We start from the raw sequence: 19,280 nt of genomic DNA on the forward strand, positions 1-19,280 counted from the left end.
CCTTCGTGGGATCACATCAGGCTCAGTTGTACGTGCCCGGCGTGAAGTCGTCCGACGAGAAGCTGTCGAAGTCGACGAAGCTCAGGTCGGCGTCCGAGAACGACGAGTCGTCAGCGAAGATGCGGTTGGGGTACCGCTCCGCCTTCGCCTCTTCGGTCGCGTTCACGTCCACGTCACGGTACCGGCTGAGGCCCGTCCCGGCGGGGATGAGCTTACCGATGATGACGTTCTCCTTGAGGCCGACGAGGTGGTCCTGCTTGCCCTCCATGGCCGCCTGCGTGAGCACGCGGGTGGTCTCCTGGAAGGAAGCGGCGGACAGCCACGACTCGGTCGCGAGGGACGCCTTCGTGATGCCCATGACCTCCTGGCGAGCCGAGGCGGTCTTGCGACCCTCCTGCAGCGCCGCACGGTTCAGCGCGTTGTAGCGCGACCGGTCGACGAGCTCACCCGGCAGCAGGTCGGTGTCGCCGTGGTCGACGACGGTGACCTTGCGGAGCATCTGGCGGACGATGACCTCGATGTGCTTGTCGTGGATCGGCACACCCTGCGAGCCGTAGACGTCCTGCACACCGTTGACCAGGTGCTTCTGGACCTCTCGGACACCCTTGACCCGGAGGACTTCCTTCGGGTCGACGGTGCCGGCGATGAACTGCTCGCCGAGCTCGACGTGCTGGTTGTCCTCGATGAGGAGCGTCGCACGCTTGAGCACCGGGTAGATGAACGGCTCGTCGCCGTTGTCCGGCGTGAGGATGATCCGACGACCCTTGTCCGTGTCCTCGACCACGACGCGGCCGGGGGCCTCGGCGATCGGGGACGCGCCCTTGGGGGTACGCGCCTCGAAGAGCTCCGTGACACGCGGCAGACCCTGGGTGATGTCGTCGGCCGAGGCCGAACCACCCGTGTGGAAGGTACGCATCGTCAGCTGGGTACCGGGCTCACCGATGGACTGCGCGGCGATGATGCCGACTGCCTCACCGATGTCGACCAGGTTGCCGGTGGCGAGCGAACGGCCGTAGCACTTCGCGCAGACACCGACGGCCGACTCGCAGGTCAGGACCGAGCGCACCTTGATGCTCTCGACACCGGCTGCCAGCAGCTTCTCGAGGAGCACGTCACCGACGTCCTCGCGAGCCTCTGCCACAACCGTGCCCTGTGCGTCCACGGCCTCGGTGGCCAGGGTGCGGGAGTACACGGTGTTCTCGACGCGCGGGTCGCGGACGAGCTTGCCGTCGGCGTCCACGGTCGCGATCGGCAGCTCGAGGCCACGCGTCGTACCGCAGTCGTCCTCGCGGATGATGACGTCCTGCGAGACGTCCACGAGACGACGGGTGAGGTACCCGGAGTCCGCGGTACGGAGCGCGGTGTCGGCAAGACCCTTACGAGCACCGTGGGTGGCGATGAAGTACTCCGCCACGGTCAGGCCCTCGCGGTACGAGTTGATGATCGGGCGGGCGATGATCTCGCCCTTCGGGTTGTTCACCAGACCACGCATACCGGCGATGTTGCGGACCTGGAGCCAGTTACCACGAGCACCGGACGACACCATGCGGTTGATGGTGTTGTCGACCGGGAAGTTGTCGCGCATCTCCTGCGCGATCTCGTTCGTGGCCTCGGTCCAGATCTTGATGAGGTCGGCGCGACGCTCGGAGTCGGTGATCAGACCCTTGTCGAACTCGCCCTGCACCTTGGCGGCCTGGATCTCGTAGCCCGCGATGATCTCCTTCTTGCGAGGAGGCGTCACGACGTCCGACAGGGCGACGGTCACACCGGAGCGGGTGCCCCAGTAGAAGCCGGCGTCCTTGATCCGGTCCAGCGCAGCGGCCGTCTCGGTCTTGGAGTAGCGCTCGGCGAGGTCGTTGACGATCGCGGAGAGCACGCCCTTGTCGGTGACCTTCTGGACGAACGGGTAGTTCGCCGGGAGGGTCTCGTTGAAGAGCGCACGGCCCAGGGTCGTCTCGAGCAGCACGGTGTCGCCCTGCTCGTAGCCCTCGGGAGCTTCACCCTCGGCGAAGTGGACACCCGTCATGCGGATCTTCGCCATCGCGTTGAGGTGCAGCGTGTGCTGGTCGTTGGCCAGGATCGCCTCGGCGACCGAGGAGAACGCACGGCCTTCACCGACGGCGCCCTCGCGGACGGTCGTCAGGTGGTGCAGACCGATGATCATGTCCTGTGCGGGCAGGGTCACCGGACGGCCGTCGGACGGCTTCAGGATGTTGTTCGAGGCGAGCATCAGGATGCGGGCCTCGGCCTGGGCCTCGACCGACAGCGGCAGGTGCACGGCCATCTGGTCACCGTCGAAGTCCGCGTTGAACGCAGCACACACGAGCGGGTGGAGCTGGATGGCCTTGCCCTCGACGAGCTGCGGCTCGAACGCCTGGATGCCCAGACGGTGCAGCGTCGGCGCACGGTTCAGCAGGACGGGGCGCTCGCGGATGATCTCCTCGAGCACGTCCCACACCTGCGGACGCGAACGCTCGACCATGCGCTTGGCCGACTTGATGTTCTGCGCGTGCGACAGGTCGATGAGGCGCTTGATCACGAACGGCTTGAAGAGCTCGAGCGCCATCTGCTTGGGCAGACCGCACTGGTGCAGCTTCAGCTGCGGGCCGACGATGATGACCGAACGGCCCGAGTAGTCGACGCGCTTGCCGAGCAGGTTCTGGCGGAAACGACCCTGCTTGCCCTTGAGCATGTCGCTCAGGGACTTCAGGGCGCGGTTGCCGGTACCCGTGACCGGACGACCACGACGACCGTTGTCGAACAGCGCGTCAACGGCTTCCTGCAGCATGCGCTTCTCGTTGTTCACGATGATCTCGGGGGCACCGAGGTCGAGCAGGCGGCGGAGACGGTTGTTGCGGTTGATCACACGACGGTAGAGGTCGTTGAGGTCCGACGTGGCGAAACGGCCACCGTCGAGCTGCACCATCGGGCGCAGCTCCGGCGGGATGACCGGCACGACGCCGAGCACCATCGCTGCCGGCGAGTTGCCGGTGGCGAGGAAGGAGCTGACGACGCGCAGACGCTTGATCGCGCGGATCTTCCTCTGGCCCTTGCCCTCGGCGATCTGCAGACGCAGTGCCTCGGCCTCGGCGGCCAGGTCGAACGCCTCGAGCCGGAGCTTGATCGCCTCGGCGCCCATGTAGGCGTCGAAGTAGATCCCGAACCGGTCCTGGAGCTCGTGGAAGACGGCGTCCTCGGGCTTGAGGTCGCCCACCTTGAGGTTGCGGAAGTCCTCCCACACACGCTCGAGACGGGTGATGTCCTCGTCGAACGACTTGCGGACCTGGGACATCTCCTTCTCGGCGGTGTCCTTGGTGCGGCGCTTGACGTCGGCCTTCGCACCCTCTTCCTCAAGGGCTGCGAGGTCGTCCTCGAGCTTCTTGAGGCGGTCGGCGATGATCGAGTCGCGCTGGCCCTCGAGGGTCTTGATCTCGAGGCGCATCTCGTTCTCGAGACCCGGCATGTCCGCGTGACGGCCCTCTTCATCGATGTCGATGATCATGTACGCCGCGAAGTAGATGACCTTCTCGAGGTCCTTCGGCGCCATGTCGAGGAGGTATCCGAGGCGCGACGGGACGCCCTTGAAGTACCAGATGTGCGTGACGGGGGCAGCGAGCTCGATGTGGCCCATGCGCTCACGACGGACCGAGGACTTGGTGACCTCGACGCCGCAGCGCTCGCAGACGATGCCCTTGAACCGGACACGCTTGTACTTGCCACAGGCGCACTCCCAGTCGCGGGAAGGACCGAAGATCTGCTCGCCGAACAGACCGTCCTTCTCGGGCTTCAGGGTGCGGTAGTTGATGGTCTCCGGCTTCTTGACCTCGCCGTACGACCACTGACGGATGTCCTCGGCGGTCGCGAGGCCGATCCGAATGGCGTCAAAGGAAGTTGCTTCGAGCAATGTTCTTCTCTCTTGCTGATTCAGGCTTCGATGTACGGGCGGGATCAGATGTCGTCGACGGAGGACGACTCGAACCGCGAGGAGATGTTGATGCCCAGCTCCTCCGCAGCGCGGAAGACCTCGTCATCGTTGTCGCGCAGGCTGACCGCCTGGCCGTCGGCCGAGAGGACCTCGACGTTCAGGCAGAGCGACTGCATCTCCTTCATGAGGACCTTGAAGGACTCGGGGATGCCGGGTTCCTGGATGTTCTCGCCCTTGACGATCGCCTCGTAGACCTTCACGCGGCCGAGGATGTCGTCGGACTTGATCGTCAGGAGCTCCTGGAGGGCGTAGGCGGCGCCGTACGCTTCGAGCGCCCACACCTCCATCTCACCGAATCGCTGTCCACCGAACTGCGCCTTACCACCCAGCGGCTGCTGCGTGATCATCGAGTACGGACCGGTCGAACGCGCGTGGATCTTGTCGTCGACCAGGTGGTGCAGCTTGAGGATGTACATGTAGCCGACCGAGACGGGCTCCGGGAACGGCTCGCCGGAGCGGCCGTCGAAGAGCTGCGCCTTGCCGGACGAGCCGATCAGTCGCTCGCCGTCGCGGTTCGGGAGGGTCGAGTCGAGGAGGCCCTCGATCTCGCGCTCGTACGCACCGTCGAACACCGGGGTGGCGACCTTGGTGCCGGGCTCGGCGCTGTGCGCTGCCTCCGGCAGGTTCTCGGCCCAGTCCTGGATGCCCTCGACGTTCCAGCCCTGCTTGGCGAGCCACCCGAGGTGGATCTCGAGCACCTGGCCGAAGTTCATGCGGCCGGGGACGCCGAGCGGGTTGAGGACGATGTCGACGGGGGTGCCGTCGGCGAGGAACGGCATGTCCTCGACCGGGAGGATGGTCGAGATGACGCCCTTGTTGCCGTGACGACCGGCGAGCTTGTCACCCGCGGTGATCTTGCGCTTCTGGGCGATGTAGACGACCACGCGCTGGTTGACACCAGAGCCGAGTTCGTCGTCACCGTCCTGCGAGTCGAACACCTTGACGCCGATGATCGTGCCCTCTTCACCGTGGGGCACCTTGAGCGAGGTGTCGCGGACTTCGCGCGACTTCTCGTTGAAGATGGCACGGAGCAGACGCTCCTCGGCGCTCAGCTCGGTCTCGCCCTTCGGCGTGACCTTGCCGACGAGGATGTCGCCGGGGCGGACCTCGGCACCGATGCGGATGATGCCGCGCTCGTCGAGGTCGGCCAGCAGGTCCGGGCTGACGTTGGGGAGGTCACGGGTGATCTCCTCCTTGCCGAGCTTGGTGTCGCGGGCGTCGACCTCGTACTCCTCGATGTGGATCGAGGAGAGCGTGTCGTCCTTGATGAGGTTCTGCGACAGGATCATCGCGTCCTCGTAGTTGTAGCCCTCCCACGGCATGAACGCAACGAGGAGGTTCTTGCCGAGCGCGAGCTCGCCGTTCTCCGTCGCGGGACCGTCGGCGATGACCTCGCCCTGCTCCACGCGCTCGCCTGCGGAGACGATGACGCGGTGGTTGTAGCTCGTGCCCTGGTTGGAGCGGTCGAACTTGCGCAGGTAGTAGGTCTGCGTGCCGCCCTCGTCGAGCTGCAGGGTGACGGCGTCGGCCGAGACCTCGGAGACGACACCGGCCTTGTCGGCGGTGACGACGTCGCCGGCGTCGATGGCCGTGTAGCCCTCCATACCGGTGCCGACGAGCGGCGACTCGGAACGGAGCAGCGGGACGGCCTGACGCTGCATGTTCGCACCCATGAGGGCGCGGTTCGCGTCGTCGTGCTCGAGGAACGGGATGAGCGACGTCGCGACCGACACCATCTGGCGCGGGGAGACGTCCATGTAGTCGACCTCGTCCTTGGCGACGAGTTCGACCTCGCCACCCTTCTTGCGGACGAGCACCTTGTCATCGGCGAAGTGGAAGTCGTTCGTCAGCGGGGCGTTGGCCTGCGCGACGACGAAGTCGTCCTCTTCCGAAGCGGTGAGGTAGTCGATGGTCTTCGTGACCTCGCCGTTGACGACGCGACGGTACGGGGTCTCGATGAAGCCGAAGGAGTTGATCCGACCGAAGGACGCGAGCGAACCGATCAGGCCGATGTTCGGGCCTTCCGGGGTCTCGATCGGGCACATGCGGCCGTAGTGCGACGGGTGGACGTCACGGACCTCGACGCCGGCACGCTCACGGGACAGACCACCCGGGCCGAGGGCCGAGAGACGACGCTTGTGCGTCAGGCCCGCGAGCGGGTTGTTCTGGTCCATGAACTGCGACAGCTGGGACGTTCCGAAGAACTCCTTGATCGCGGCGACGACCGGACGCACGTTGATGAGCGTCTGGGGCGTGATCGCCTCGATGTCCTGCGTGGTCATGCGCTCGCGGACGACGCGCTCCATGCGGGACAGACCCGTGCGGACCTGGTTCTGGATGAGCTCGCCGACGGCGCGGATGCGACGGTTGCCGAAGTGGTCGATGTCGTCCACGTCGAGGCGCAGCTGCACCGGCTCGCCGTCACGGACGCCGTCGATCGTGGTGCGCTCAGCGTGCAGCGACACCAGGTACTTGATCGTCGCGACGATGTCCTTGACGGTGAGCACCGAGTCGGACAGCGGGGCGTCCATGCCGAGCTTGCGGTTGACCTTGTAGCGGCCGACCTTCGCCAGGTCGTAGCGCTTCGGGTTGAAGTAGAAGTTGTCGAGGAGCGCACGCGCGGCCTCGGCAGCGACCTGCTCGCCGGGACGGAGCTTGCGGTAGATGTCCTTGAGCGCCTCTTCCTTCGTGAGGACGGCGTCCTTCTCGAGGGTCGACTCGATCGACGCGAAGCCCTGGAACTCGTCCATGATCTCTTCGCTCGTCAGGCCGAGGGCCTTGAGGAAGACGGTCACGGACTGCTTGCGCTTGCGGTCGATGCGCACGCCCACCTGGTCGCGCTTGTCGATCTCGAACTCGAGCCAGGCACCACGCGACGGGATGATCCGCGCCGAGTAGATGTCCTTGTCGGAGGTCTTCTCCTGCTGGCGCTCGAAGTACACGCCGGGCGAACGGACGAGCTGCGACACGACGACGCGCTCGGTGCCGTTGATGATGAACGTGCCGCGTTCGGTCATGAGCGGGAAGTCGCCCATGAAGACCGTCTGCGTCTTGATCTCACCCGTCATGTGGTTCATGAACTCGGCGTTGACGTACAGCGGAGCGGCGTAGGTCTTGCCGCGCTCCTTGCAGTCGTCGATCGAGTACTTCGGGTCTTCGAGCTCCGGCGCGGTGAACGAGAGCTGCATGGTCTCGCCGAGGTCCTCGATCGGGGAGATCTCCTCGAAGATCTCCTCGAGCCCCGAGTGCAGCGCGAGGTCGGTACGACCCTGCTCCTGCCCTTCGGCGAGGCGGGCCTTCCAGACGTCGTTGCCGACGAGCCAGTCGAAGCTCTCCGTCTGGAGTGCGAGCAGATCAGGAACCGTGAGGGTGTCCGTGATCTTGGCGAACGAGAGTCGCGAGTGGTTGCGACCGTTCTTGGGGTTGGTGGATGCGTTGGGCGCAGCAGCCAAGGGTGTGACCTCCGGTAGGCCCCGTCGGGCCGACACTGACGAGCAGTGTGTAGGTGAGTGGATTGATCGCTCGGCGAACCCTGAGATGCAAGCCCTGCGACCACGCCGACGCGTGCCTGACGCGGAACGTCGGTGCACGTGTGGGATGATCTCCGTGAGCGGTACCCGCCGCCATATACGGGTCCGGCTGCACCAGGGCGAGATGAGTTTCTGTCTCAGAACTCTGCGTCGACCGCAATATGACGACACGGATGCCAGGGAGCGCGAACTGTCATCATAGTTCGCTCCGTGGCGCGCTGTCCAGTCCCGGCTTGACCGGATTCGGCAGTGGCGTGTATAAGCCGCCACACGCCGCTTCCATTCCCGGGCTCAGCCGGGTCCCGCTCAGCCGAGGTACGGGCTCAGCCGGCACCCTGCTCAGCCGGGTCCCTGCTCAGCCCAGACGCTCGCGCTCGACGCGATCCGCGCCTCCCGGCCCGCCCGGCCGTCCGGCCAGCGCACGGAACGCGTCCTCCGGTCGACGCGTGCGGACGAACGTGACCCGGCCCCGGTCGTCCGTGAGCTCGATCCCGAGTCCCGGCGTGAGGATGAGCGCACGCACGCCGCGACGGATCCGCAGGCCGACACCGCCGTAGGTGGCCGCGTCCGCCTCGACCAGGCGCACGTCGGTGATCCGCCGGCGCGGGATGCGCCGCGGCGGGAGCGGACGGAAGTGCAGGGTCACGTACCGCTCGGTGACGGTGAACCCGGCCCGGGCGAGCAGGAGCAGCGATCCGAGGGCGACGGCGAGCAGGGCCGGCACCAGCAGGGCGACCTCCGGCGCGTCCCCGGGCCAGCCGAGCACGGCGGCGGACAGTCCGGCGCCGCCGAGGAGCAGCGCCGTGCCGACGACGCGCATCCAGGTCGGTGCCGTCTCGCGGTCGGCGTGGAACGGCAGGGCGGCGCGGGACGGGTGGGTGGCACGGGACGACCGAGAGGCCCGGATCACCCGGGTGGGTCGGGTCCCGGACCGGTGGGTGTCCGGGGTGGTGAGGCGTGCGGTGGGCACGCTCATGGTGTCGGCGGTCATGACGGAGGTCTCCTGCGGCGGATCAGCAGTGGTGCACTCGTCATCGGGTGCGGTGCGTTCGACGGCCAGCGCGCGCGGGTGGCCGGAGGGGTGGCGCGCAGCAGCACGCCGACGGCGCGCACGCTCGAGCGGTGGGGGCGCTCACGGGCACGTCGTGGTCACGGTGTCCGGGCGGACGCGTGGAGTGTGGGGCACACACGCATCGACGCTCTGGCGTCGTGACGACAGGCGTCAACGGTACGCAACGAGTCTTGGCGTCCGCTGGTCGTCCATGTGTACGCATTCACGTGTCCGCAGTGCGTCGCCCGGGGACGACGGGGTGCTGCGGGTGGTCAGCGCAGGACGCGGGCGACGGCCTCGGCCCGGGTCCGGACCCCGAGCTTCGCGAACACCTGGTTCACGTACGACTTCACGGTGGGCACCGTCAGGAACAGCTCGGCGGCGATCTGCGGGTTCGTCCGGCCGTCCGCGATCCGCTCGAGGACGTCCACTTCGCGCGGGGTGAGGTCCGGGAACCGAGCACCGAGCGACGGAACGGGATCGGGATCGGGTGACGCAGGCGCCGCGGAACCAGCAGCGACACCGGCACCGGCACCACCGGCGAGGCGCGCCACCAGCCGCGCCCCCACGGTCGCGTCGAATGTCGACTGCCCGGCGGCCACCGCACGCACCGCGGTCGCGATCTCCGCGCGTCCGGCGTCCTTCGTCAGGTAGCCGCGGGCCCCCGCCCGCAGCGCGGTGACGATGGAGTCGTCGTCGGCGTAGGTCGTCAGCACCAGGACCGCGACCCCGGGGTGCTCAGCGACGATCCGCGCGGTGGCGGTCGGCCCGTCGACCCCCGGCATCCGCAGGTCCATCAGGACGACGTCGGGCACGTGCCGGTCGACGGCGGCGATCGCCTCGGCACCGTCGGCCGCCTGCCCGACGACCTGCAGGTCGGGCACGAGCGACAGCACCGTCACCAGGCCGTCGCGGACGATGGCCTGGTCGTCGACCACGAGCACCCGGATGGTCACGAGCGGTCGTCCTCAGCGGCGACCGCAGCGTCCGCAGTGTCCGCGTCGCGCGTGCCGTCGACGGGCAGGTGCATGGCGACGACGAACTCGTCGTCGGAACGCTCGGCCTCCACCGTGGCCTCGCTGCCGAGTTCCGCGAACCGTTCGCGCATCCCGAGCACCCCCTGCCCGCCGCTCGGCAGCGGGTTGGCCACGACGACGTCCACGGCGTCGCCGTCCCGGATCACGGACAGGGACACGGGGCGGCCGGGAGCGTGCCTGCGGGCGTTGCTGAGGGCCTCCCGGACGACCTGGACCACGGCGGCACGGTGGGCGTCGTCGAGGACCGCGAGGGTCGCGTCTCCCTGCACGACGACCTCGCCGCCGAACGAGCGGTGCGCGTCGAGCAGGGCCGTCAGGCCCGACGCGTGGTCGGCGGACGGACTGGAGGCACGGGTCGGCTCCGGCTGGCCGGGCTGCGGTTCGTCGCGGAGCGCGTGCACCGCACGCCGTGCCTCGGCCAGGCCGTCCGCGGCCAGCGCGCGAGCCTCGCCGGCTCGGCGGGTGGCCTCGTCGACGCGGCCGGCCTCGAGCAGGGCCTCGACCGCGTCGAGCTGCAGCACCAGACCGCCGAGCGAGTGGGCGAGGACGTCGTGGATGTCCCGGGACGCCCGCGACCGGTCGGCGAGGAGCCGTGCGCGCTGCTGCTGCCGCTCGGTCTCGCGAGCCTGCGCCGTCGTGATCCGGACCTGCCGACGACTGAAGCCGACGAGCACGCCGAGCAGCAGCCCGCCGCTCACGCCGAGGACGAACTGCACCGACGTCTGCTCGAGCGTCGCGGTGACGGCCACCACCACGACGGCGGCGAGCGCGGCGACCGCGGCCGTCCAGACCGGCAGACGCAGGTCTGCTCCGAGGATGACGAGCCCGACGATCACCGGGACCACCAGCAGCGAGTCGGTCGGCACCACGGTGAGCGATCCGGCGGCGATCATCACGCCGGCTGCGGCGACGAGGACGCGGGGCGTGCGTGCCGCTTCGCGGACGGCCCAGGCGGCGAGCGCCACGGCCCCGACGGCCCAGACCCACGCGGGGTGGTGGAGCAGGAGGCCGTTCCGCACGAACCAGAAGGCGACCACGGCGATCCCGACGGCGTTGAGTCCCCAGGAGAGCACCGAGGCGGACCGGACCCCGGCGGGGTCGGTCCGGTCCGGGTCGGTCGGCAGGCTCACCGCACCATCATGCCGCGGCGGGCGGCCTCCGAGCGGTCGCCGCCGCGGGGGATGCGCTGGTCGACGACCAGGGCACGGGCTGCACGGTTCAGGGCGAGCACGAGCAGGATCGTGCCGGTCGAGGTGAGCAGGTGCGCACCGAGGTGGCCGCCGAGGACGTCGAGCCCGACGCGGGCGGCGATCAGGACGATCCAGAGCGCGGCGCCGAGCCACCCGGTGCGGGACTGCAGGGTGCGGCCCTTGGCGTCCGGCGTCGTGACGGTGCGGAACCGGGTCATGGCCCCCATCGCGAGGCCGACGCCGACGGTGAGCAGGGCCTCGAGGCCGAGGAACACGACGTCGGTGGTGGTGACGGTCGCCGTGGTCTGTGCGAGGACGACCACGCCGACGATCGCCATCACGAGCGGTCCCCGCCAGATGCGCGCCGGGTCGAGGGACCGCCAGGTCGCCTGCCGGTACGCCAGGAGGCCGACGAGGGCGAGGCCGATGAGCACGTTCGCGAGGAGCTGGACCGACATGGTGAGCCTTTCGAGGTGGTCCGGCGGAGTGTTCCGACCGGTGACATCAGCCTCGTTCCAGGTGCTCCGCGGGCACACCAACCAGGGGTGGGGACGCGGGTGGTGATCGCGGTGGTGTTCCATTGACGGCATGGCTGATGCGTTCGACGGGTTCCGGATCGGTGCGGGGTACTCGGTGGTGGAGCCGGACCGGCACCGACCGGGGTCCTTCACCCTGGTGGTGGACGGCACCCCGCAGTCGCACGTGGACCTCGAGGACCCGACCCACCTGGCGTTCGAGTACATCCGGCGGATCGGGCACGCGATCGACCTGCTGCCGGACGGCCCGATCACGGCACTGCACCTGGGCGCCGGCGCCCTCACCCTGCCCCGCTACGTCGCGGTGACCCGTCCGGGTTCGCGGCAGCAGGTGATCGAGCTCGAGCGCGACCTGGTCGAGCACGTGCGCGAGGCCCTGCCGTTCCCCCGCGGCGCCTCGATCCGGGTGCGGTACGGCGACGCCCGGGAGGTCCTCGGCAAGCTGCCCGCCGGACTCCGCGGCACCGTGGACCTGGCGGTGGTGGACGTCTTCGGTGGTTCGCAGATCCCCGCCCACGTGACGAGTGTCGAGTTCTACCGTGAGGTCGCAGCGTTCCTGTCGCCGACGGGCATCGTCGCGGTGAACGTGGCCGACGGTGCCGGGTTGGCCTTCGCCCGCGGGCAGGCGTCGACGCTGCAGTCGGTGCTGCCGTCGGTCGCCGCGGTCGCGGACACCGGCATGCTCAAGGGCCGGCGGTTCGGGAACATCGTGCTGCTCGGGTCGCCGACCGACCTGCCGGTGGCGGACATGCCGAGGCGGTACTCGTCCGACCCGATGCCGGCGAAGGTCGTGCACGGTGCGGAGCTCAAGGCGTTCATCGCCGGGGCGCCGATCGTCATCGACCAGACGGCGGTCGCGTCGCCGGAGCCGAACCGGAGCGTGTTCGGGGGCTGATGCCCGCGCGGCACCGCCGGGGACGGACTTCGGGCACTCGGCGGGTCCGGCTGTCAGGATGGTCTGAACGACCGCGCAGGTGCGCGACCGAGCGATGGGAACCCTGATGACGAACGACGACCGGAACGACCAGGACCGGACGGGCGACGGCCAGGCGCCGCGCTGGGGCGACGCCCCGCAGCAGCAGCCCGACGCCGAGGCCCCGCGGTACGGCGAGCGGGTGGACCCGGCGCCGACCTCGACCCCGCAGTACGGCGAGCAGTACGGGCAGGGCCAGCAGCAGCAGTACGGGCGGCAGTCCGGGCAGGGCCAGCAGCAGTACGGCCAGCCGAACGGCGAGCAGCAGTACGGCCAGCCGTCGAGCACGCCGAGCTGGAACGACCAGCAGCGCCACGACCAGCAGCCGTACGCCGCCGCGCCCGCGCACGCCGGTGCCCCGGCCTGGCAGAGCCACGACGAGCCGAAGCCCAAGAAGAAGACCCTCGGTGTCGTGGCGTTCTTCCTCGGACTCGCCGCGCTCGTCATCGGCGTCATCGGCGGGTACGTGATGGGGTCGGCGCTCGCCAACAGCGACGCGATCAACAACCTCGTACCGAGCAGCGGTGCCACCCCGGACCAGCAGGAGCTGCAGCGTCAGCTCATGAACGACCCGGCCGTCATCTCGCAGATCGGTGTCGGTGCGGTGATCGCCGGCGTCGCCGCGATCCTCGGGCTCTGGGCGCTCGTGCAGGGCATCATCGCCGCCGTGACGAAGCGTGGTCGCGGCTGGGGCATCTTCGCGATCATCCTGGCCGTCGTGGCCACGATCGCGACGCTGGTCACCTACGTCGGCGTGGCCGCAGCCGCCGCGGTGGCCGCCAACTCCTGATCGACCACTCGGAACGGCCCGTCGTGCTCCGGCACGGCGGGCCGTTCGTCGTCCCGGGGGCACGCGTGCACGGCCGCACCCGCGCAACCTGAGCGCGTCGCACCGACCGCTCCCGGGAGACCGCGGCTACCCTCGAACCGATGTCCCTCCCGCCCGACGACCGCCAGCAGCCCGACCTGTCCGACCGTTCCCGTGAACCGCGCCACGCGGCTCCCGTGACGGCCGGAGTCAGCCCGGGCAGCACCTTCGCGCCCATCAGCCTGCGACCCGCGGTCGACGTCGACGCCGTGCACCAGCGGCTCCGTGACCTCGGTCAGAGCCGCAGCACCGACGCCCTCGCCGAACGGGCCGAGCTCCTCCGCCTGCTCGGTCGTCTGGACGAGTCGCTCGTCATCGCGGAAGAGGTGTTCCGCCTCGCCATGTTCACCGGGGAGCGCCAGGACAAGGTCGCCGCGCGGATCCGTCGTGCGCACGTGCTGCACGACCTCGGGCGGCACGACCGCGCCGCCACCGAGGCCGCCATGGCCCGCGACACCGCCGCCACCGAGGAGTGGCCCGAACTCGAGGGCGCCGCAGCCGAGATCGAGGGCTGGTCGCTGTTCGAGAACGACCGCTTCGACGAGGCCCGCGCCGCACTGTCGCGGGCGTACCAGGCCTTCCGGCAGGCGGGGGCGCCGTCCGAGCGCACCGACGCGCTGCGCACCGCGGTCGAGGCCGCCATGCGGGCCTCGATCACCAACCCGGCGGAACCGTCCGACAAGCCACGGACCGCCCGCGAGGTCGCCGCCCGCCGTGCAGAGGACGAGGAACCCACCACCCGCGTCGCCGAGCCGGTGAAGCAGGTCCCGCCGATCCGCCGCCGCGTGCTCGGTGCGCCCGACGCCGCACGGACCGAGGCCGACGACATCTGGGGCCGGATCGCGGCCCGGGCAGCGAAGAAGGGCCAGGCCGACCCGCGCGCCGAGCAGTGACCGCGCTCGAGACCGTCCGGCTCCGTGCCGAAGCGCTCATCGCCGAACACCTCGGTGCCGGCACGTGGGCGTTCGGCTTCGACCACGCCAAGACCCGCGCCGGGCAGTGCGACTTCGCGCGGAAGCGGATCACGGTGAGCCGTCACCTGGCCGCCCGGTTCTCCGACGACGACGTCGAGCAGGTCCTGCTGCACGAGGTCGCGCACGCACTCGCCGGCGCCCGGGCGGCACACGGACCGAAGTGGAAGCGCACGGCCGCGGCGATCGGGTACACCGGCTCCCGGCTGCACGACGGGCCGATCGCAAGCGAACTCGCCCCCTGGATCGGCACCTGCCCCGCGGGGCACGAGCACTTCCGGTACCGCACGCCCACCCGTCCCCTGGCCTGTGCCCGTTGTTCCCGGCGCTTCGATGCCCGGAACGTCATCACGTGGCGGCGCCGGACCGCGGACGACGACGCGGCCACGATGGCGTCGACTACCGCATGAGGGTCCCGACGCACGGAGGCGCGCCGGTAACCCGTTAGCCTGGGCGGATGCACACGGGGCAGCACATCCGCACGGACGCCGGTTCCTCCTGGTTCTTCGACGCCGGACGGATCGCGCTCGACTTCGCGCACACGGGTGGCTTCGCCGACGACCCCACCGGACGCCGACCGCGGTCGCAGCTCGGGGAGCTGCTCGCGAGCCCGGCCGACCTGGACGAGTGGCTGAGCGAGCACACCGAGCCGATCGACGTCGGTGCCAGCGCCCGCGAGCTGCAGGACGCCCGGGCCCTGCGTGCCGCGATCGCCCGGCTCGCCGTGGCCGCCGCCCCCGCGCCGGCGAGCACCGCCGCGGAACGCACCGCCGTGGCGGCGGGCCTGCGTGCCGGGGCCGGCCGCACGCGCCCCGCGCCCGACGACATCGACACCGTCAACCTGTTCGCCGCCCTGCCGGACGTGCCCCCGAGCCTCCCGGGTGGCCGACGCCGTGCCGGAGCCAACCGGGTCCGCCTGGCGCAGGCCCTGTCGAGCGTCGCGCGCGACGCCGTCGCGCTCTTCACCGAGGTCGGCTTCGACGACGTCGAGGCCGACGGCCGGCCGACGCGGCTGAGCCGGTGCTCGGCCGAGGACTGCGGCCTGGTGTTCTACGACTCGTCGCGCGGTGGGACCCGACGCTGGTGCTCGATGCAGCGGTGCGGCAACCGGGCGAAGGTCCGGGCGCACCGCGCCCGCCGCGCCGCGGAGTGACCACGAGCTGAGCACGAGCGGTCAGGACACCCCGCTCACCTCCGCCGAGCGGTCACCAACCGTCGGCTGGCAGCGGCGCAGCCGACAGGTCGTGACCACCCGACGCAACGCAAGCGACGAGTCGCGACCAACCGAGCGGCCAGGAGGCGCGTGACGGTGCCGCCACGGGCCTCCCGTCCGCGTTCCGCGAGCGGTCACGACACCTCGCGCACCTCCGCCGAGCGGTCACCAACCGTCGGCTGGCGGCGCCTCAGCCGACAGGTCGTGACCACCCGACACACGCACGCTCGAGCGGCGACCGGCCAGCGCAACAACACGTCGAATAAAAAGATTCGGCATGCCGAATTCTCTGGCAGGATCGGTGTATGACCGACACTGCCAGCCCCCGGCTCGACGAGCACCCATCCGGTGCCCCGCGTCGTCGTGCAGTCGGGCTCACCCTGCTCGGACCGGCCTTCGTCGCGGCCATCGCGTACGTCGACCCGGGCAACGTCGCCGCCAACCTGACCGCCGGAGCCGAGTACGGGTACCTGCTGCTCTGGGTGCTCGTGGCCGCGAACGCCAGCGCCGTGGTGGTGCAGTACCTGTCCGCCAAGCTCGGGGTGGTGACGGGCAAGTCGTTGCCCGAGCACCTCGGCCTGCGGATGCGGCGCACCCCGCGCCTGCTGTTCTGGGGTCAGGCCGAGATCGTCGCCGCCGCGACCGACATCGCCGAGGTCATCGGCGGCGCGCTGGCGCTCTCCCTGCTCTTCGGCCTGCCGCTCGTGGTCGGCGGGATCATCACCGGGCTCGTCTCGATGCTCCTGCTGACCCTGCACAGCCGCCGTGGCACGCGACTGTTCGAGACCGTGGTGACGGTGATGCTCGCGATCCTGACGGTGGGCTTCTGTGCCGGGCTGCTGTTCGCCCGGGTGTCCCCGGCCGACCTGGTCGCCGGGCTCGTGCCGCGGTTCGAGGGCTCCGGGTCGGTGCTGCTGGCGGCCTCGATGCTCGGCGCGACCGTGATGCCGCACGCGGTGTACCTGCACTCGGCGCTCGCCCGGGACCGCCACGGGGACGTCCCCGCCGGGCCGGAGCGTCGCCGGGTGCTCGTCGCGACCCGGTGGGACGTCGGGCTCGCGCTGATCGTCGCGGGTGGGGTGAACATCGCGATGCTCGTCCTCGCCGCGGCCACCCTGCCGGGAGTCGAGGGCACCGACTCCATCCCCGGTGCGCAGCGCGCCATCGCCGAGAACGTCGGCCCGGTCGTCGGGGTGCTCTTCGCCGTGGGCCTGCTCGCGTCCGGCCTGGCCTCGACCTCGGTGGGCTGCATGGCCGGCGCGGAGATCATGAAGGGCCTGCTGCACGTGCGGATCCCGCTCGTGGCCCGGCGCGCGATCACCCTGGTGCCGGCGATCGTGCTGCTCGCACTGAACATCGACGCGACGATGCTGCTCGTCGTCAGCCAGGTGGTGCTGAGCTTCGGGATCGCCTTCGCGATCGTGCCCCTGGTGGTCTACACGTCGCGACGGAGCGTGATGGGGACCGACGTGAACGCCGCGACCACCCGCGTGGTGGCGTGGGTGATCGCGGCGGTCATCGTGGCGCTCAACGTCGCGCTGGTCGTGCTCACCCTGACCGGCTGAGTCGCAGCCGGTCAGGGTGACGGGCGGTCGTCACTCGACGACCTGGACGTCCTTCCAGAACGCGACGTAGCCCGAGTAGTCCTTGCCGACGCGGTCGAACGACGACGGGATCGGCGTCGGGTACGACCACGCGCGGTCCTGCAGCGCCTGCCCGTCGACGTTCACCGTGAAGTACTGGGTGTCGCCCTTCCACGGGCAGTGGTACTGGGTGGGGCTCTCGGTGAAGAGCTCGGTCTTCACGCTCGACGGCGGGAAGTACCAGTTGCCCTCGATCTTGATGAGGTCCTCTTCGGGGGCCTCCGCGATCACCGTGTCGCCGACGACTGCCTTCATGGCGTTGCTCCTTCGCTCGCTGGTTCCGTGACGGGGCGAACGCTACGCGCGCTCCCCCGATTCCCGCAGGACGGGCAGGTCCGGCCCCGCGGCGAGCGCCGCATGCACGTCGTCACGGCTCAGGACGGCGGCTCCCTCGGACGCGCTGACCAGGTGCTTCACAGCACGGCGCAGCCCCGTGTACGCCGCGCAGGCCGCAGCGGCTTCGGGTGAGGTGTGGTCGATGCCGACCTCGGTGAGCGCGTCGACGACGGCTCCGGCGGCGAGCAGGTCCTCGACGGCGAAGTCGGGTGCGTCGGCCACGTCGACGGACTCCCCCGCCGCCTCGGCCGCGTCGTCGAGGACTGCGGAGTGGTGCAGCCCGGCGGCCACGATCGCGACGACGCACCGGTCACCGCGTGCGGCCTGGAGGCCCGTCACGCGTTCCGCGACCGCCGCCGTGTTGCCGAGGTGGCCGAGCACGACCTCCGGACCCTGCGGCAGCTGGGCGGTCACGTTCCGCAGCGCGCGCCGCTGTGCTGCGGCGTCGGGGGTCGGCGGCAGGGCGTCGACCCAGACGAGCAGGTGGGTGCCGTGGGCGATCCGTGCCGCACCTCCGGGACCCCACGCGAACCGGACCTGGTACTTCTCCTGGGTGCGTTCTGCCACGTCCGTCACGATAGCCGCCCGGGCGATGCTGTCCTTCTCCACAGGGTCGCCGTCCGACCGGGTTCCACCAGGGTCGCCAACCCTAGGATGCATGGTCATGGAGATCGCCCCCGTACCCACCCTGACCGGCGACCGTGTGACGCTCGAGCCCCTCGGGCAGGAGCACGCGGAAGACCTGCGGGCGGCGGTCGCGGACGGCGATCTGTGGCGCACCTGGTACACCTCCGTGCCCGCCCCGGCACAGGTCGAGGCCGAGATCGACCGGCGGCTCGCCGAGCACGAGGCCGGACGCATGGTGCCGTTCGCGGTGCGGGACCGCCCGACCGGCCGGGTGGTGGGGGCGACGACCTTCATGAACATCGACCCGGGCAACCGCCACGTCGAGATCGGCAGCACGTTCCTGGCCCGGTCCGCGCAGCGCTCGGGGATCAACACCGAGTCGAAGCTGCTCATGCTGTCGCACGCGTTCGAGGCCTGGCAGTGCATCGCGGTCGAGTTCCGCACCCACTGGCACAACCTGCAGTCCCGGGCGGCCATCGCGGGCCTCGGCGCCAAGCAGGACGGCGTGCTCCGGAACCACGCGATCGGCCGTGACGGCACGCTGCGCGACACCGTGGTGTTCTCGGTGATCGCGTCGGAGTGGCCGGCCGTGCGGCTCTCGCTGGCCGAGCGGCTCCGGCGGCACGACCGCGCCGAGGGGTCCCGCCGTCGGTCGGCCCGGCACGCCTGAGGCGTCGCGCTTGCGTCGTCGCGCCTGCGTCGTCGCCCAGCGCGCCACGGCGCACCGTCCAGCCCGCGGGCGTAGCGTCACCGCCATGCACGTCGGCCTCCGGATCGTCCTCGACGCGCCGGTCGACGCCGTGCGCGATGCCCTGCTGTCCCCCTCCGTGATGGTGGCGGTGACGAAGCCGTTCCTGGCGTACCGCTCGCGCGATCCCCAGGGGTTCCCGGAGCGCTGGGAGCCGGGGCACCCGCACCCGATCACCGCGGACGCCTTCGGACTGGTGCCGAGCGGCGACACGCACGTCGACCTCGACCTGTACGAGGTCCGGGGAGTCCCCGTGCAGCGCGACAACGGCGGCGGCACGTCCGGGTTGTTCGGGCGGATGACGATGTCGCACCGGATGGCCGTCGTCCCCGCACCGGGTGGCCGGACCCTGCTGCTCGACCGCCTGACCTACCGGATGCGACCGGCCGTCCTCGGGCTCGCCCTGTGGCCCGGCATGTGGGTCATCTGGCAGTGGCGGGCGTTCCGGATGCGCGCCCTCGCGCCCACCTGGCGGACCGACGGCGAGTGACGCGACGCGGGTCGGGCCTCCCGTCCACCGCGGAGCGGGCGTAGCCTCGACCACGTGAGCCAGACGCGCCCCCAGGAGCCGA

16 protein-coding genes are annotated in these 19,280 nt (G+C 70.4%); 8 read left to right on the forward strand and 8 right to left on the reverse strand.

Features of this window, described 5'->3' with window-relative positions:
- Window positions 1-22: 22 nt before the first annotated feature.
- The 6 genes from rpoC to BIU91_RS15545 form a co-directional block, all read right to left on the reverse strand.
- Window positions 23-3,904, reverse strand: a complete 3,882-nt coding sequence (gene rpoC, locus BIU91_RS15520; RefSeq protein WP_071406173.1) for a DNA-directed RNA polymerase subunit beta' — start codon at window positions 3,902-3,904, stop codon at window positions 23-25.
- A gap of 44 nt (window positions 3,905-3,948) precedes the next feature.
- Window positions 3,949-7,437 carry a DNA-directed RNA polymerase subunit beta gene (rpoB, locus tag BIU91_RS15525; RefSeq protein ID WP_071406174.1) on the reverse strand — a complete coding sequence of 1,163 codons (3,489 nt, stop codon included), beginning with the start codon at window positions 7,435-7,437 and terminating at the stop codon, window positions 3,949-3,951.
- 433 nt (window positions 7,438-7,870) lie between these two features.
- The gene (locus BIU91_RS15530; RefSeq protein ID WP_071406175.1) at window positions 7,871-8,506 is read right to left on the reverse strand and encodes a hypothetical protein; all 636 of its coding nucleotides are present in this window, start codon (window positions 8,504-8,506) and stop codon (window positions 7,871-7,873) included.
- A gap of 332 nt (window positions 8,507-8,838) precedes the next feature.
- Window positions 8,839-9,522, reverse strand: coding sequence for a response regulator transcription factor (locus tag BIU91_RS15535; protein ID WP_071406176.1), 684 nt, complete (start codon window positions 9,520-9,522; stop codon window positions 8,839-8,841).
- Window positions 9,519-10,733 carry a histidine kinase gene (locus BIU91_RS15540; protein WP_071406177.1) on the reverse strand — a complete coding sequence of 405 codons (1,215 nt, stop codon included), beginning with the start codon at window positions 10,731-10,733 and terminating at the stop codon, window positions 9,519-9,521. The genes BIU91_RS15535 and BIU91_RS15540 overlap by 4 nt, the downstream gene beginning before the upstream one ends.
- Window positions 10,730-11,251 (reverse strand): hypothetical protein, encoded by a 522-nt coding sequence (locus tag BIU91_RS15545; protein ID WP_071406178.1) that lies wholly within the window; start codon window positions 11,249-11,251, stop codon window positions 10,730-10,732. Before BIU91_RS15545 ends, BIU91_RS15540 begins: the two co-directional genes overlap by 4 nt.
- 130 nt (window positions 11,252-11,381) lie before the next feature.
- On the opposite strand from BIU91_RS15545, the gene BIU91_RS15550 reads away from it, so the two are divergent.
- The 6 genes from BIU91_RS15550 to BIU91_RS15575 all read left to right on the forward strand — a co-directional run bounded on the left by BIU91_RS15550 (window position 11,382) and on the right by BIU91_RS15575 (window position 16,919).
- A complete protein-coding gene (locus tag BIU91_RS15550) occupies window positions 11,382-12,224 on the forward strand; it encodes a spermidine synthase (protein ID WP_071406179.1) in 843 nt (280 codons plus the stop codon).
- 106 nt (window positions 12,225-12,330) lie between these two features.
- Window positions 12,331-13,092, forward strand: coding sequence for a DUF4064 domain-containing protein (locus tag BIU91_RS15555; RefSeq protein ID WP_071406180.1), 762 nt, complete (start codon window positions 12,331-12,333; stop codon window positions 13,090-13,092).
- 140 nt (window positions 13,093-13,232) lie between these two features.
- Window positions 13,233-14,063: a hypothetical protein gene (locus BIU91_RS15560; RefSeq protein ID WP_071406181.1), complete on the forward strand. Its 831-nt coding sequence runs from the start codon at window positions 13,233-13,235 to the stop codon at window positions 14,061-14,063.
- A complete protein-coding gene (locus BIU91_RS15565) occupies window positions 14,060-14,551 on the forward strand; it encodes a SprT-like domain-containing protein (RefSeq protein ID WP_071406182.1) in 492 nt (163 codons plus the stop codon). Before BIU91_RS15560 ends, BIU91_RS15565 begins: the two co-directional genes overlap by 4 nt.
- A gap of 47 nt (window positions 14,552-14,598) precedes the next feature.
- A complete protein-coding gene (locus BIU91_RS15570) occupies window positions 14,599-15,294 on the forward strand; it encodes a CGNR zinc finger domain-containing protein (RefSeq protein ID WP_027466753.1) in 696 nt (231 codons plus the stop codon).
- A 365-nt stretch (window positions 15,295-15,659) separates the two neighbouring features.
- Window positions 15,660-16,919 (forward strand): Nramp family divalent metal transporter, encoded by a 1,260-nt coding sequence (locus tag BIU91_RS15575; RefSeq protein WP_071406183.1) that lies wholly within the window; start codon window positions 15,660-15,662, stop codon window positions 16,917-16,919.
- Between the two features lie 30 nt (window positions 16,920-16,949).
- Here the strand turns inward: BIU91_RS15575 and BIU91_RS15580 are convergent, their stop codons facing one another.
- Entirely contained in the window at window positions 16,950-17,252 is a 303-nt protein-coding gene (locus tag BIU91_RS15580; RefSeq protein WP_027466755.1) for a DUF427 domain-containing protein, read from the reverse strand.
- A gap of 42 nt (window positions 17,253-17,294) precedes the next feature.
- A complete protein-coding gene (locus BIU91_RS15585) occupies window positions 17,295-17,900 on the reverse strand; it encodes a hypothetical protein (RefSeq protein ID WP_071406272.1) in 606 nt (201 codons plus the stop codon).
- 91 nt (window positions 17,901-17,991) lie between these two features.
- Between BIU91_RS15585 and BIU91_RS15590 the strand changes: the two genes are divergently transcribed.
- Together BIU91_RS15590 and BIU91_RS15595 are read left to right on the forward strand one after the other, a co-directional pair.
- Window positions 17,992-18,630 carry a GNAT family protein gene (locus tag BIU91_RS15590; protein WP_071406184.1) on the forward strand — a complete coding sequence of 213 codons (639 nt, stop codon included), beginning with the start codon at window positions 17,992-17,994 and terminating at the stop codon, window positions 18,628-18,630.
- 85 nt (window positions 18,631-18,715) lie between these two features.
- Complete coding sequence (locus BIU91_RS15595) at window positions 18,716-19,198, forward strand: hypothetical protein (protein ID WP_071406185.1); 483 nt, start codon at window positions 18,716-18,718, stop codon at window positions 19,196-19,198.
- The last annotated feature ends 82 nt before the right edge of the window (window positions 19,199-19,280 follow it).

Origin of the sequence: Curtobacterium sp. MMLR14_002, from assembly GCF_001864975.1 — a bacterium.
GTDB lineage: Bacteria > Actinomycetota > Actinomycetes > Actinomycetales > Microbacteriaceae > Curtobacterium > Curtobacterium flaccumfaciens.